This window comes from Nocardia glycosmidis, from assembly GCF_052545115.1.
In genome coordinates this window covers 311,208-325,596 of the sequence record NZ_JBQWRH010000003.1, presented here as the reverse complement: position 1 = coordinate 325,596, position 14,389 = coordinate 311,208, and the positions used below count along the sequence as shown (strand labels likewise).

The window sequence follows — 14,389 nt, the reverse complement described above, 5'->3', positions numbered from 1 at the left end:
ATGAGTGAGCGCAGCGAACGAATCATCGGGACTGGTGAATCTCGTCCGGTCCAGGAGCACCGCTACGACGTCGTGATCGTCGGCGCGGGTGGCGCGGGCATGCGTGCCGCGATCGAGGCCGGCCCAAAGGCTCGGACGGCGGTGCTGACCAAGCTGTACCCGACGCGCAGCCACACCGGCGCGGCGCAGGGCGGTATGTGCGCCGCGCTGGCCAACGTCGAAGAGGACAACTGGGAGTGGCACACCTTCGACACCGTCAAGGGTGGTGACTACCTGGTCGACCAGGACGCCGCGGAGATCATGGCCAAAGAGGCCATCGACGCGGTGCTCGACCTGGAGAAGATGGGCCTGCCGTTCAACCGCACCCCGGAGGGCCGGATCGACCAGCGCCGCTTCGGCGGGCACACCCGTGACCACGGCAAGGCCCCGGTCCGCCGCGCGTGCTACGCCGCCGACCGCACCGGCCACATGATCCTGCAGACGCTGTACCAGAACTGCGTCAAGCACGACGTGGAGTTCTTCAACGAGTTCTACGTGCTCGATCTGGTGCTCACCGAAACCGATCGCGGTCCGGTCGCCACCGGCGTGGTCGCCTACGAGCTGGCCACCGGCGAGCTGCACGTCTTCCACGCGAAGTCGATCGTATTCGCCACCGGCGGCTCCGGCCGGATGTACAAGACCACCTCGAACGCGCACACGCTGACCGGCGACGGCATGGCGATCGTGTTCCGCAAGGGCCTGCCGCTGGAGGACATGGAGTTCCACCAGTTCCACCCGACAGGTCTGGCCGGGCTCGGCATCCTGATCTCCGAGGCCGTCCGCGGCGAGGGCGGCATCCTGCGCAACGCCGATGGCGAGCGCTTCATGGAGCGCTACGCCCCCACCATCAAGGACCTCGCACCGCGCGACATCGTCGCCCGTTCGATGGTGATCGAGGTCCTGGAAGGCCGCGGCGCCGGACCGAACAAGGACTACGTCTACATCGACGTGACCCACCTCGGCGAGGACGTCCTCGAGGAGAAGCTGCCCGACATCACCGAATTCTCCCGCACCTACCTCGGTGTGGACCCGGTGAAGGAACTGGTGCCGGTCTTCCCGACCTGCCACTACGTGATGGGTGGCATCCCGACCCGCATCCGCGGTGAGGTGCTGCGCAACAACACCGACGTCGTCCCGGGCCTGTACGCGGCGGGCGAGTGCGCGTGCGTCTCGGTGCACGGCGCCAACCGGCTGGGCACCAACTCGCTGCTGGACATCAACGTGTTCGGCCGACGCGCCGGCATCGCCGCCGCGGAGTACGCGCAGCGCAGCGAATTCGTGGAGATGCCGGAGAACCCGGCGCAGATGGTGCAGGACTGGCTCGCCCAGCTGCTGGGCGAGCACGGCAACGAGCGGGTCGCCGACATCCGCACCGAGCTGCAGCGGTCGATGGACAACAACGCCTCGGTGTTCCGCACCGAGGACACGCTCAAACAGGCACTCACCGACATCCACGCGCTCAAGGAGCGCTACTCGCGGATCACCGTGCAGGACAAGGGCAAGCGCTACAACAGCGACCTGCTCGAGGCCGTTGAACTCGGCTTCCTGCTCGAGCTGGCCGAGGTCACCGTCGTGGGTGCGCTCAACCGGAAGGAATCGCGCGGCGGCCACGCCCGCGAGGACTACCCGGACCGCGACGACGTGAACTTCATGCGGCACACGATGGCCTACAAGGAAGGCGCGGATCTCCTCTCGGACATCCGACTGGACTTCAAGCCGGTGGTGCAGACCCGTTACGAGCCGATGGAGCGTAAGTACTGATGACTGCTGTTGCCGAAGCACCCTCTTCGCAGACGCCCGCTCCGGTCCCCGAGGGCTCGGTGCTGATCACCGTCAAGGTGGCCCGGTTCAACCCGGAGGACGGCCGGGGCGCGCACTGGGATTCCTTCCAGGTGCCGGTCCTGCCGACCGACCGCTTCCTGAACGTGCTGATCTACATCAAGTCCTACCTGGATGGCACGCTCACCTTCCGCCGCTCCTGCGCGCACGGCGTGTGCGGTTCGGACGCCGTGCGCATCAACGGCGTCAACCGGCTGGCCTGCAAGGTGCTGATGAAGGACATGCTGCCCAAGAGCGGCAAGTCCCTTACCGTCACCGTCGAGCCGATCCGCGGCCTGCCCGTGGAGAAGGACCTCGTGGTGGACATGGAGCCGTTCTTCGACGCATTCCGCGCGGTGAAGCCCTACCTGATCGCCTCGGGTAACGAGCCCACCCGCGAACGCATCCAGAGCCAGGCCGACCGTGCCCGGTTCGACGACACCACCAAGTGCATCCTGTGCGCTTGCTGCACCACCTCCTGCCCCGTGTATTGGAGCGACGGCAGCTACTTCGGCCCGGCCGCGATCGTGAACGCCCACCGGTTCATCTTCGACAGCCGCGACGAAGGCGCCCGCGAACGCCTCGACATCCTCAACGACGTCGAGGGCGTCTGGCGCTGCCGCACCACCTTCAACTGCACCGACGCCTGCCCCCGCGGCATCGAAGTCACCAAGGCCATCCAAGAAGTCAAACGAGCCTTGCTCTTCACCCGCTGAAGCAGCCCGAGCCCGAAGGCCGCCTCGATCGAAAGATCAAGGCGGCCTTCGCCGTTCATCCGCGGCATCGGCTCGCTGACGACCGGCACAGCTGATTACCGGCACCGGACGGCGCGGCACCCCGAACCCGGTCGGTCAGCACGTCGGATACCCCGGCGCGCTGGCCCATGTTTCCCCTGCGATCACGACATGGTCGAGGAAGCGCAGACCTACGGTGTGGGCGGCTTCGGCGAGGATGGTGGTGGCACGCCGGTCTTCCGGGCTGGGGCTGGGATCACCGGAGGGGTGGTTGTGGACGACGGCGAAGGCGCGGCCGTCGTGGCGCAGGACGGTGTTCAGGATTTCCCGGACCGGGACGGCGACTTGGTCGACGGCGCCTTCGGCCACGAACACCCGGTGGCGCAACCGGTTCTGTGTGTCGCAGACCAGCACGAGCAATCGCTCTACGCGGGCGCCGGTGAACTGCGGACGGGCCGCGGCGGCCACGTCCGCGGCGCTGGTCAGCTGTAACGAAGTGTCCGGCCGGCCGCGCGCCCGGGCGCCGAGGTGGAACGCGGCGACGATCGCGGCCGCCTTCGCCACGCCGATCCCGGCCCGCCGCGACAACTCTTCCGGGCGCGCGGATGCCAGTCCGGCCAGCCCGTCGTGCTCGACCAGCAATTCCGCCGCCAGATCCAGCGCACTGGCACCGCGCCTGCCGTGCCGCAACAGCAGTGCGAGCAGCTCGGCGTCGCTGAGCGCCTGCGGTCCGAGCACCAGCAACCGCTCGCGCGGCCGCTGCGCGGCAGGCACATCGACAAGAGAGACCGCCATGACTCCACCCCTCGGTCAGGCCAACAATGCCCGGGATTCTGCCAGCGACCACCGACACCTCGCGCACAACCGTCCTCCCGCGGCGCGCACCTGCGTACGCCGAGCCGACCAGGACCTATGCTGGTGGGCGGTTCGGTCACCGAGTCGGTCCGTGAGCTGGGAGTTGATGGGCGATGTGGTACCTGAAGGCGCAATGGCATCACGACCTCGAAGACGAGCCGGTCGAGATGTTCAGCGAGATCGGCGACGACGGTTTCGAGGTGCGTAAGGTCGAGGTCTATTCCGACGGTCACATGGACTGGGCCGATGCCGGTCGCCGCACCGGCACGACCACCATCAGTCGGATGCCGATCCCCACGATGGACGAGATCGACACCCAGGTCGAGTATTCCGCCCTCCAGGTCGATGCTCGTGAGTTCGAGGCCATATGGCTGCGCGCTCTGGGGGAGCTACCGCCCGAGCCGCATTAGCTCACTTCTCCACTTGCGGGCGACACCCATCCGGGGTGATATCACTACTCGACGACCGCGCCCCTCCCGCTAGGGAATTGCGAACAATGCGTTCGCGGCGAGTTTCTGCAGGCGATGCAACTGCCGCTCGTGCACGACGATGCGGCGCAGGGCCTCGTTGATGGTGGCATCGCGCGTTACCGTGCCCATGATGGCGGCGGCAGCGGCGAGCAGATCCTGGTCGAGATCGACCCGCACGGATTTCATGCGTCCTCCTTCATACATTCGCCATCTTGCGGCATGACGCCCGCTCATGTCCGGCAAATCACAAACTCGCCCGTTTCATACCCTACGGGGGTATGGTGTTGGACATGGAGCACAGGCACGGCCCGTCCGGCGATCACACCTCGCGCAGGCCCACAACGCACACTGCCGAGCACCCCGCCGCGGCGCACCCCTCGGCTACCTGGCGCATGGCGGCCATGGCGACGCTGCACTGCCTCACCGGCTGCGCCATCGGCGAGGTTCTCGGGATGGTGATCGGGACCGCACTGGGATGGAACAACACCGCGACGATGGCCATTGCCATCGCGCTGGCCTTCCTGTTCGGTTACGCGTTCACCATGCGAAGTGTGCTGCGTGCGGGGCTGCCCCTGGCCGCCGCGGTGCGCACCGCCCTCGCCGCCGACACGGTGTCGATCACCGTCATGGAGATCGTGGACAACGCCGTTGTTCTCGCCGTCCCCGGCGCGATGGACGCCCACCTCGACAGCGCGCTGTTCTGGATCACCCTCGCCTTCGCCTTCGCGGTGGCGTTCGTGGTGACCACGCCGGTGAACAAATGGATGATCGGACGCGGCGAGGGCCACGCGGTGGTGCATTCGGTGCACGGCAGCCACTGATCAGCTCACGGGCTAGCGGTTTCCTTCCGCATCGCTTGGAACAATCACGCTCAGCTAGGCAGTTTGCTCAGCTGGAAGGGCTTTTGTTGTCGAAGGCGGCTGGCGGTGCTTGCATCGAAGTATGTTCAAAGAGGCTCAGCTGTACTCGCCGGTGACCCGCACCGGCGACGATGTGACAGTGCACCTGAGCGACGAGCACCCCGGCGTGCACGACCCGCAGTACCGGGCCCGGCGCAATGCCATCGCCGCGCTGGCACTCGACTACGCCCCGGGAAAGCCGCTCCCCCGGATCGACTACACCGACCAGGAACAGCAGGTGTGGCGGATCGTGTCGGCCGAACTCGCCCGCAAGCACCGCAGCTACGCCAGCATCGAGGTGCTCGCGGCCGCCGAGGCACTCGACCTGCCGACCGACCATATCCCGCAGCTGGACGAGGTGTCCGCGGCGCTCGAACCACTGACCGGATTCCGCTACGTTCCGGCCGCGGGCCTGGTGCCGCTGCGCGAGTTCTTCGGCTCCTTCGCCGATCGAATCTTTCATTCCACCCAGTACATCCGGCACCACTCCGCGCCGCTGTACACGCCGGAGCCCGATGCCATCCACGAGATCATCGGGCATGCCAATCAGATCGCCAGCCCGCGCTTCGCGGCCATCTACGCCGCGGTCGGCGCGGCCGTCGGCAGGCTGCGCACTGAGCGCGCGCTGAAGTTCCTGGCCGACGTCTTCTGGTTCTCGATGGAATTCGGTGTCGTCCGGGAACGTGGTGAGGTTCGGTGCTACGGAGCGGGTCTGCTGTCGTCCTACGGCGAGATCGAGGAGTTCCGGCACGCCGAGCTGCGGCCGCTCGACATCGCCCAGATGGGTACCGCGGTCTACGACATCACCCACTATCAGCCGATTCTGTACTGCGCGGAATCGGTGGCCGAGATCGAGGACGTGATCGGCGGCTTCTTCGCCTCGATGGACGACGACACACCCGATCGGTTACGACCCGCCAGCACCGCCGGGGCACAGTAAGCCGGGCGCACGCCGCCCGGGCACGGCCGGGCCGAAATCCTCAGGACAGCCCGAGGGGCATGCCCGCATCCAGGAAATCCAGGGTGCGGGTGATGTTCTCGACGTTCAATGGAGTAATCGTCGCCATGCCCAGGGCCGCGCCCGCCACGGCGCCGGCCGCCACCCGCACCTCGAAATCGTCTGCGGTGCGGCCGACATGATCGGCCAGCAACCCCGCGATCAGATCGATGCTGCGGATGATTTCCAAACCGATCGCCGACCGCAACTGCGGCACGTGATAGAGCAGCGCTTGCCGCTCCTGCTCGAAGGCCAGCTCGGCGGCGGAAAGGGCGCTGAAGACCTCGAGCACCGCGTTGCGGAATGCGGCCATCGGCGTGATGTCGCGCGGCTGGCGTCGCAACGCTTCGATCAGTACCGGATCGAGATCGTCGGCCAGGACCAGCTGTTCCTTGGTCGGGAAGTAGCGGAAGAAGGTGCTCGGGGAGACATCGGCGGCCGCGGCGATCTGCTCGATGGTGGTCGAGTTGTAACCCTGCTCCCGGAACAGCCGGAACGCCTCCAGGCGAATTGTCCGGCGGGTCCGCTCCTTCTTCCGCTCGCGCAGACCCTGCGCCGTCCCGCTCCCGGGATCCTCAACCGACATGAATCGATTCTGCCGCACCCGAATCGCGCGCCTCATCGGGTCGCCGCGCACGGACGAACGTCGCCGTCAGCGTAGCCGTCAGCAGGCACAGCCCGGCGCAGACCCACAACATGGCGCTCATGCCGCTGACGAACGCTTCCTGCACCGTACGCAGCATCGACGGATCGCCCAGCCCGCGCGCGGTGGCGACTCCCGCGTTGACACCGTCGGCGATCGGAGCGTGATTCAACGCCCCGAGCTCGGATCGGTAGCGGATGGACAGCACCGTGCCCAATAGCGCGACGCCGATCGTGCCACCGGCCTGGCGCAATGCCTGCAACAGCGCGGAGCCGGAGCCGGAGCGCTCCGCGGTCAGCTCGTCCATCGCGACGCCCATCGCCGCGGGCATCACCAGACCCATGCCGGCGCCGAGCAGCGTCAACCACAGGGCGGTGTAGCCGTAACCGCTGTCGACGGTGGTCAGCGCACCGAGCGCGAGTGAACCGGCGAGCACCGCGAACCCGGCGGTGAGCACCACGCGGATGCCCAGTGTCGGCAGTATCCGATCGACCAGCCTGCTGCCGACCAGCAATCCTCCGATCAGTGGAAGCAGGCGCAGTCCGCTGCCGAGCGCGTCCACGCCGAGCACCGCCTGGAAATACTGCGGCACGGTGAAGAACATGCCGAACATGGCGAAGTTCACCACGATGGAAAGTGCCGTGCCCCAACGGAATCCGTCGGCGGCGAACAAACCGAGATCGACCAGCGGATACTCCGTCCTGCGCTGCCAGGCCAGAAACGCGCCGAGCAGCAGGACACCGCCCGCGACAGTCGCCCACGCCGGGCCGTCGTCCCACCCTTCCGCTCCGATCCGAATGAAGCCGTAGGTGAGCCCGAGCATGCCCGCGGCCGAGAGCACGATGCCGAGCAGATCGATGCGGAAAGTGAGCGCGCTGCGTGATTCCGGCACCAGCGCCGCGACAGCGAACGCGCCGATCACCACCATCGGCACGTTGATCAGGAACACCGAGCCCCACCAGAAGTTGCGCAGCAACCATCCGCCCACGATGGGACCGAGCGGAAGTCCGATCGCCGTCGAGGTGATCCAGATGGTGAGCGCCCGCTGTCGTTGCTCGGATTCGGGGAACATCGCGGGCAGCACCGACATCGACAGCGGAATCATCGCCGCCGCCGCGATCCCGAGCACGACGCGCGCCGCGATGAGCTGACCGGGCGAGGCGGCCACGGCGCAGCCGATCGAGGCGACCCCGAACAGCACCAGCGCGGCCAGCAGGAACTTCTTGCGGCCGTAACGGTCGCCGAGCGCGCCGGCGGGCAGCATCACGGCGGCCAGCGCCAGCGTGTAGGCACTGCTGAACCACTGCAGCGCGGCGGTATTCGCGTTCAGGTCGACGGCGAGCGTGGGCAGGGCCACAGTCAGCACCGTCACGTCGAGCCCGATGGTCAGCATCGCGACCGCCAGCGCGCCGAGCGCAAGCCAGCGGCGGGTCGCATCGATCTCCATAGCGCCTCCATAAATGGCATTTACAACTTTTTGATTGTAACTCTCATTTGCTAGTAGATGTCAATAACGCTTCGACCGGCGTACGGGCCGACCGGCGCAACGCTCGCTAGGCTCACTGCCGATGAAGATCACGGATTTGCGTCGTCCGGCCAGGTGCTACGCAGTCGCCCTGCTGGCCGTCCTGGCGATCGGAGCGACCGCCACGCCCGCGCCGGCCGAGCCGCCGACTACCACGCCGTTCACCACCCCGAACACCGACGGCTGCCCGCAGAAGTCACTGCCGCCCGCACCGATCGACACGTCCGAGGTGCCCGCGCCCGGTCAGCCGACACCGGCACCGCTGCCGATCCCGGCGCCTGCGATCGGCGGGACCCGACTGGCCGAATGCGGAGTCGTGCTACCGAGATCCGCGCCGCCCGCGCCGCAGGACATCTCGGCGACGGCCTGGCTGGTGGCGGATCTGGACACCGGCGAGGTGCTCGCGGCGAAGGACCCGCATGGGCGCTACCGGCCCGCCAGCACGATCAAGGTGCTGCTCGCCACGCTGGCGCTACGAACCCTGGATCTGAACAAGGTGGTGGTCGGCACCCGGGCCGACGCCGACGTGGACGGCACCAGGGTCGGCATCGGTCCCGGCGGCCACTACACCAATCGCCAGCTCATGCAGGCGCTGATCATGGCCTCCGGCAACGACGCGGCGCATGCCATCGCCACCCAACTCGGCGGCGACGCGGCCACCGTCGCGAAGCTGAACGAGCTGGCGAAATCGTTGCGCGCCATGGATACTCGCGTCGCCACCCCGTCCGGCCTGGATGGGCCGGGCATGAGCACCTCGGCCTACGACCTGGCTGTGGTGTTCCGCGAAGCCATGACCATCCCGCTGTTCGCCGAGCTGATCCACACCGAGCAGGTCGATTTCCCCGGTTTCCCGGCGGATCCAGGACTCCCCGGCGACGCCGACCGTCCCGGCTACCCGATCGGCAACGACAACCAGCTGCTCTACAACTATGACGGCGCGCTCGGCGGCAAGACCGGCTACACCGACGACGCACGCCAGACGTTCGTCGCCGCGGCCCAGCGTTATGGCCGCAGGCTGGTCGTCAGCCTGTTGCAGGCGGACGTGCGGCCGGTGCGGCCCTGGGAACAGGCGGCCCGACTGCTCGACTACGGCTTCGGTTTGCCCAGCGGCGTGTCGGTCGGCGCCCTGCCCGGGGCGGTAGTACCCCAACGTGAACACAGCGCGGTCGCCCTGGCCGCTCCCCCCGTCTCGGGAACCAACCCGTCCGCCATGCCTCATGCCGAGCAAGGCGGCATCGGCACCAGGACCCTGCTGATCGCCGGCGGCATCGTCGCGATCCTCGTGCTGTTGGCCGGGGCGCGCCGAGCCAACCGGAGGCGCTGATCAGCCCGGCACGTAAGACAACTCGGCGCACACCGCGGTCACCGGCGGCCGGGCAACCGGCGTAACTCCGAAAGGGCAAGGGCCGCAAGGGCACCCGCACCGAAGAAGACGGCGCCCGCCCCGACCGGGATGTCGCGCGCGCTGACTCGCGGCGCGATCACCGCGGGCGGAGGCGGGGGGATCTCGGCTTCCGGCTCGTTCTCGGCCGCGGTGGCGGCCCAGGCGGTGGCGAACAGGACGATGCGATAGGTGACGTAGGTGAACACCATCAGACCGATGATCGAGCCGAACGTGGCGCCGACCGGGCTATTCAGCACCGATCGCAGATAAATCGAGGCGATGATCTTGAACACCTCGAAGGCCAGCGCGGCCAGCGCCGCCGCCTTGGCCGCGCTGGCCAGTGTGACGGGCTCGCGCGGCAACCGGGCGATGACCCACGCGAACACCGCCCAGGAAGCCAGAAACCCGAGCAGCGTAGACAGCACCGCCAGCAGCAGCCCAGCGCCGGGGAGATCGGCGAGACCGACGCTGGTGAGCAGACTCCCACCGAGGGCACTCGACGCCAACGCCGACAATCCGAGCGAGACCACGAAGGCGAGACCCAGACCGATCAGCGCGCCGAGATCCGACAACTTGGTCATCACCCAGTTGCCGTCCGGGGATTTCTGCTCCCACTGCTCGGTGAGCGCGGCACGCAGGTTGGCCATCCAGCCGAGGCCGGTGTAGACGCCGACGAGCAGACCGAGCACGCCGACGGTGCGCCGCGCCTCGATCGCCCGCTCGACCAAATCGTTGATCTGGTCGCCGAACGAGCCCGGAATGTTCTCGACGATCTTGGCCTGCAACTGCGCGAGCAGCTCCGGATTGCTGGACAGGACGGTACCCGCGACCGCGAAAGCGATCATGAGCAGCGGAAACAGCGACAGTACGGTGAAGTACGTGATACCCGCCGCGTAATAGTCGCCGTGTTGTCGCTGATAGCGCGCCGCCGCCCGCACCAGATGATCCAGCCACGGCACCGTCTGAATCCGGCGGTCGATCCCGGCCTTGATGTTGTCGATCACCTGCACCTTGCGCCCCTTCGAAAGCCCCGCGCCGGGCCGAGCGACGGCGAGCAGCGCCTAGCGACCCAGCAAACCGACTCGGTCGTATACCTGTGCGAGGGTGTTGCCGGCGATCTCGCGCGCCCGCTCGGCTCCCGCGGCGAGGATGCGGTCGAGTTCGCCCTGATCCGACATGTACTCTTGCACCTTCGCCCGCAACGGTGTGACAAATTCCACCAGCGCGTCGGCGACGTCGGCCTTGAGCTCGCCGTAACCCTTGCCCTCGAAGTCCTTCTCCAGGCTGACAATCGGCGTCGCGGTCAGCGAACTCAGGATCACGAGCAAGTTGCTCACGCCCGGTTTGCGCTCGGGGTCGTAGCGGATCTCGCGTTCGGTGTCGGTGACCGCCGATTTCACCTTCTTCGCGCTGATCTTCGGGTCATCGAGCAGGTTGATCAGGCCCGCGTCGGTGGAGGCGGACTTGCTCATCTTCGCGGTCGGGTCCTGCAGGTCGTAGATCTTCGCCGTGCCCTTGACGATATGGGCCTCCGGCACCACGAACGTCTTCTTGAACCGAGTGTTGAAGCGCTGGGCCAGGTTCCGGGTGAGTTCCAAATGCTGGCGCTGGTCCTCGCCGACCGGCACCTGATGGGCGCGATAGAGCAGGATGTCCGCGGCCATCAGCACCGGGTAGGTGAACAGGCCGACGGTCGCGTTCTCGGCGCCCTGCTTCACCGACTTGTCCTTGAATTGGGTCATCCGGCTCGCCTCACCGAAGCCGGTGAGACAGCTGAGCACCCAGGTCAGCTCGGCGTGCTCGGGCACCTGGCTCTGCACGAACAGGGTGGACTTCTTCGGGTCGATGCCGACCGCGAGCAACTGAGCGGCGGCGGCGTTGGTCCGCGCCTTCAGCTCCTTGGGGTCCTGCGGCACCGTGATCGCGTGCAGGTTCGGGATGAAATACAGTGCGTCGTAGTCGTCCTGCATGGTCACCCAGTACTGCAGCGCGCCGAGATAGTTCCCGAGATGGAACGAGGAGCTGGTCGGCTGGATCCCGGACAGTACCCGCTGTTTGCGTTCGGCGGCCGGGGTGGGCGCAGGACTGGACATACCCCGATCTTCGCATGCGGGCTCCAGCCGATTTTTCGCTGCACCCAGTTGCGCGGGTCGATCCCCGGGACGGCGCCCGCCCGCTGCCGCCCTGCTCGGCGAGGATGCGGCGAGCACACCGCGGTGCGCGCCGGGCGTCACATCCGAAGCGCCACATCCTGCAGGTCGGGCGCGTCACCTTGCAGGACGACCCGGAAGAGCACGTCGCGCCGGGACCAATAGGCCGCGCAGTCGCGCATCGCCTCGGCAAACCAGTCACGTTCGACCAGCTCGTCGGTCAGCAGCCCGACCGAGTCACGCACCACGGCGACATATCCGGCCGCTTCCCCGATGAAATCGCCCAGGTCGCGAAGGCATTCGTCGAACGCGTCCTTGTTCTCGCCGAAATAGTACGGAAACTGGAACGCGGCGGCGAACTCGTCGAAAACCCGTGCGGTAGTGGGCATCTTCATCCCGCGCAGCTCACGCACCAGATAGCCCGACGGCGTCCGGTCGCGCACACCGCTGAATTCGGCGGCGTCGACCGCGAGGGTTCCGAACGTGACCCGCGGCGGGGCGAGCGCGCGGCTGGGCGGCGCCTGGTCCGCATCGGGCCGGGCAAGGAACTGCGACAACGTGACGATCTTTGTCATCAGCGCATCCTCGTGAAGGTCCGGTAATGGTCGCTGGTGTACCAGGCCGAGCTATCGCTGCCGGTGACGATGCGTTCGGCGTCGCGGGATCGGCCGGGCTGCTTCGGATTGACGTCCCATTCCCGATAGGTGATCGGTTTGCCTCCGGGGTCGGTGGCGGGCAGGTCGCCACCACGGTTCATCCAGTGTTCGCCGCCCTGGGTGCCGGGAGCGTTCGCCGAGTCGGGCCAACGACCGGCATCGATCTCCCGCAGCGTGTCGTAGGCGCGCTGCGGGACTCCCACGGCCTGGGTGACCGGCGACGCGCTGTCCGCTCCGCGCGGTGCCGGTGCGGGCGCGACGACCGCGCTGGTCGTGCTCACTCGACTGACCGGGGTGGCGGTGCTGACGTCAGTGCCGCCGCGCAGGGCGAGCACCGCGGCGATCAGTGCGACCGCCACCGCCCCGAGCACAGCGAGGCCGCGAATCAACGTCGACGGGCGGCTCATCGGTACTGCACCGTGACGGGCGCGTGGTCGGACCAGCGCTGATCATAGGCGGCGGCCCGCTCCACCACTGCGGCTTTGGCGCGGGTGGCGAGATCGCCGCGGGCCAGGTGGTAGTCGATGCGCCATCCGCTGTCGTTATCGAACGCGCGACCGCGGTAGGACCACCAGCTGTACGGGCCGTCGACCCCGGGATGCAGGCCGCGCACCACGTCGACATAGCCCGCGGCCAGCAGCTCGTCGATCCAGGCGCGCTCCTGCGGCAGGAACCCGGCCGACTTCAGGTTTCCCTTCCAGTTCTTCAGATCCTGCTCGGTGTGCGCGATATTCCAGTCTCCCGCCACCACGAAATCACCGGTCCGCGTGGTCAGGTGGGCGCCTAGCTCGGCCATGAAGCGGTACTTCTCCTCTTGGCGCACCGTGCCCGCATCGCCGGAGTGCACATACACGCTCGCCACCGTGATGTCGTCGAAGTCGGCCTCGAGGTAGCGGCCCGCTGCCTCGAACTCACTGCTGCCGAAGCCGATCCGCACGGCACGCGGCGCCCGGCGGGACAGGATGCCGACTCCAGCGCGCCCCTTGGACGCCGGCTCGGCATGCGATAGCTGCCATCCCGCCTCGAGCGCGGGCGCCAGCGCGGCCGCGACCTGCTCGTCGGTGGCGCGGGTTTCCTGCACGCAGACGATGTCGGCCTCGGTGGCCGCGAGCCAGGCGAGCAGGCCCTTGCTCGCAGCCGCGCGGACACCGTTCACATTCACTGTCGAGATGTAGGGCACTGCTCGACCGTACAATGCCGGTCTGCTGAAGTCCCCCGGACACCACCATCCCGGTGGGGGGTGAAGACAGTGGAGCTCGCCCGAGGTCCAGGCGGTTCCGCACCGGCTGCTCGCAAAGACGCCTGCCCGCTCCGACTCGTCCGCCGGACCTATCCGTCTGCTCACCGAGGCACTCGACAACATCGAACGAGGCCCCTTCTTCGAGACGTGGTTCTGTGCCCCGGCACCGGCGTCAGTCGATAATGAATATGAACGAATACCAGTCTCCGGACAGCTTTTCGAACCGCCGGGCGCTGTTCCCCACGGGCTCGATGCCAGGCGAATAGACCCAGCCGCGCACAGCCGAGCCCGCGAACCGGTCGTAGAAGTAGACGCGCCCATCGGGCTCGCGCTGAACCAAGCTGATGTCGAGCCCGCCGAGACTCAGGTCCCGGCGGGTACTCGGCTGCTGCTCGCGCAGCATCTGCACTGCGACTTCTTCCATTTCCGGACGGGCGGAGTCGAAACTTCCGGGCCGAAACACCAAGCCGGCCAGCAGACCCGCGAGCACAACCGCCGGCACCGCGGCAACCTTCCAGGACCACCGGCGCTCTCGGCCGAGCAGATACAGCGTCTTGATCGCCCACACCAGCAGCGAACCGCCCAGCAGCATCCCGCCGATCACCAGCCCGACGAATTGGTCGGGGCCCGTCGAGTTCCCGATGAGTGGAGCCCACTCGAAATGGACGCACAACAGCGCCGCCACGCCGAGGACCGCGCTCGTCAGGACCGCGTAACTCGGTGCAGTTGCGGCATCCTGTCCCTGCTCGGCCTGCGCACCGCGCCCAGGTGGTATCTCGATGGGAGCCTCCTCATCTCGACGGCCGTAGACAACCGCGGTGGCATTCGGGTGAGGTTAGCCGCTCGACTACAGGTGGCAGTGACATCGCCACGCGAGTCCTTCGCTAATGCGATGCCGACCGGCGCTCAACTTGCGGGGACCCACGAGTAGTCGACTGCGAAGGAATCCGACGCTGGGTGCAGTGCGGCCGTCGGGGTT

Annotated in this window: 16 protein-coding genes; 6 read left to right on the top strand and 10 right to left on the bottom strand. The window is 67.5% G+C overall.

What is annotated here, in order from left to right; all coding sequences use genetic code 11:
• Window positions 1-1,800: a succinate dehydrogenase flavoprotein subunit gene (gene sdhA / locus ACT86A_RS05540; RefSeq protein ID WP_445090901.1), complete on the top strand. Its 1,800-nt coding sequence runs from the start codon at window positions 1-3 to the stop codon at window positions 1,798-1,800.
• On the top strand, window positions 1,800-2,573 hold the full coding sequence (locus ACT86A_RS05535; RefSeq protein ID WP_445090900.1) for a succinate dehydrogenase iron-sulfur subunit: 774 nt from the start codon (window positions 1,800-1,802) through the stop codon (window positions 2,571-2,573). The genes sdhA and ACT86A_RS05535 overlap by 1 nt, the downstream gene beginning before the upstream one ends.
• Window positions 2,574-2,708: 135 nt before the next feature.
• Here ACT86A_RS05535 and radC read toward each other — a convergent pair whose 3' ends face one another.
• Window positions 2,709-3,386, bottom strand: a complete 678-nt coding sequence (gene radC, locus ACT86A_RS05530; RefSeq protein ID WP_445090899.1) for a RadC family protein — start codon at window positions 3,384-3,386, stop codon at window positions 2,709-2,711.
• A gap of 173 nt (window positions 3,387-3,559) precedes the next feature.
• On the opposite strand from radC, the gene ACT86A_RS05525 reads away from it, so the two are divergent.
• Window positions 3,560-3,856 carry a DUF6881 domain-containing protein gene (locus ACT86A_RS05525; protein ID WP_445090898.1) on the top strand — a complete coding sequence of 99 codons (297 nt, stop codon included), beginning with the start codon at window positions 3,560-3,562 and terminating at the stop codon, window positions 3,854-3,856.
• Between the two features lie 69 nt (window positions 3,857-3,925).
• Here ACT86A_RS05525 and ACT86A_RS05520 read toward each other — a convergent pair whose 3' ends face one another.
• Entirely contained in the window at window positions 3,926-4,102 is a 177-nt protein-coding gene (locus tag ACT86A_RS05520; RefSeq protein ID WP_445090897.1) for a type II toxin-antitoxin system VapB family antitoxin, read from the bottom strand.
• Window positions 4,103-4,206: 104 nt separating this feature from the next.
• Between ACT86A_RS05520 and ACT86A_RS05515 the strand changes: the two genes are divergently transcribed.
• Both ACT86A_RS05515 and ACT86A_RS05510 read left to right on the top strand, forming a co-directional pair.
• Window positions 4,207-4,737: a DUF4396 domain-containing protein gene (locus ACT86A_RS05515; protein WP_445090896.1), complete on the top strand. Its 531-nt coding sequence runs from the start codon at window positions 4,207-4,209 to the stop codon at window positions 4,735-4,737.
• 121 nt (window positions 4,738-4,858) lie between these two features.
• Window positions 4,859-5,755 carry a phenylalanine 4-monooxygenase gene (locus ACT86A_RS05510; RefSeq protein WP_445090895.1) on the top strand — a complete coding sequence of 299 codons (897 nt, stop codon included), beginning with the start codon at window positions 4,859-4,861 and terminating at the stop codon, window positions 5,753-5,755.
• A 40-nt stretch (window positions 5,756-5,795) separates the two neighbouring features.
• Here ACT86A_RS05510 and ACT86A_RS05505 read toward each other — a convergent pair whose 3' ends face one another.
• Together ACT86A_RS05505 and ACT86A_RS05500 are read right to left on the bottom strand one after the other, a co-directional pair.
• The gene (locus ACT86A_RS05505) at window positions 5,796-6,398 is read right to left on the bottom strand and encodes a TetR family transcriptional regulator (RefSeq protein ID WP_445090894.1); all 603 of its coding nucleotides are present in this window, start codon (window positions 6,396-6,398) and stop codon (window positions 5,796-5,798) included.
• A complete protein-coding gene (locus tag ACT86A_RS05500; RefSeq protein ID WP_445090893.1) occupies window positions 6,388-7,902 on the bottom strand; it encodes an MFS transporter in 1,515 nt (504 codons plus the stop codon). Before ACT86A_RS05500 ends, ACT86A_RS05505 begins: the two co-directional genes overlap by 11 nt.
• A gap of 121 nt (window positions 7,903-8,023) precedes the next feature.
• Between ACT86A_RS05500 and ACT86A_RS05495 the strand changes: the two genes are divergently transcribed.
• Window positions 8,024-9,304 carry a D-alanyl-D-alanine carboxypeptidase family protein gene (locus ACT86A_RS05495; RefSeq protein WP_445090892.1) on the top strand — a complete coding sequence of 427 codons (1,281 nt, stop codon included), beginning with the start codon at window positions 8,024-8,026 and terminating at the stop codon, window positions 9,302-9,304.
• 38 nt (window positions 9,305-9,342) lie between these two features.
• Here ACT86A_RS05495 and yhjD read toward each other — a convergent pair whose 3' ends face one another.
• From yhjD to ACT86A_RS05465, 6 genes are all read right to left on the bottom strand, one after another.
• Window positions 9,343-10,374 carry an inner membrane protein YhjD gene (gene yhjD, locus ACT86A_RS05490; protein ID WP_445090891.1) on the bottom strand — a complete coding sequence of 344 codons (1,032 nt, stop codon included), beginning with the start codon at window positions 10,372-10,374 and terminating at the stop codon, window positions 9,343-9,345.
• Window positions 10,375-10,425: 51 nt separating this feature from the next.
• Window positions 10,426-11,457, bottom strand: coding sequence for a tryptophan--tRNA ligase (trpS, locus tag ACT86A_RS05485; protein ID WP_445090890.1), 1,032 nt, complete (start codon window positions 11,455-11,457; stop codon window positions 10,426-10,428).
• Between the two features lie 137 nt (window positions 11,458-11,594).
• The gene (locus ACT86A_RS05480; protein ID WP_445090889.1) at window positions 11,595-12,089 is read right to left on the bottom strand and encodes a barstar family protein; all 495 of its coding nucleotides are present in this window, start codon (window positions 12,087-12,089) and stop codon (window positions 11,595-11,597) included.
• The gene (locus ACT86A_RS05475) at window positions 12,089-12,577 is read right to left on the bottom strand and encodes a guanyl-specific ribonuclease (RefSeq protein WP_445090888.1); all 489 of its coding nucleotides are present in this window, start codon (window positions 12,575-12,577) and stop codon (window positions 12,089-12,091) included. The genes ACT86A_RS05480 and ACT86A_RS05475 overlap by 1 nt, the downstream gene beginning before the upstream one ends.
• The gene (locus ACT86A_RS05470; RefSeq protein WP_445090887.1) at window positions 12,574-13,350 is read right to left on the bottom strand and encodes an exodeoxyribonuclease III; all 777 of its coding nucleotides are present in this window, start codon (window positions 13,348-13,350) and stop codon (window positions 12,574-12,576) included. Before ACT86A_RS05470 ends, ACT86A_RS05475 begins: the two co-directional genes overlap by 4 nt.
• Window positions 13,351-13,582: 232 nt before the next feature.
• Window positions 13,583-14,095, bottom strand: a complete 513-nt coding sequence (locus tag ACT86A_RS05465) for a hypothetical protein (protein WP_445090886.1) — start codon at window positions 14,093-14,095, stop codon at window positions 13,583-13,585.
• Between the last annotated feature and the right edge of the window lie 294 nt (window positions 14,096-14,389).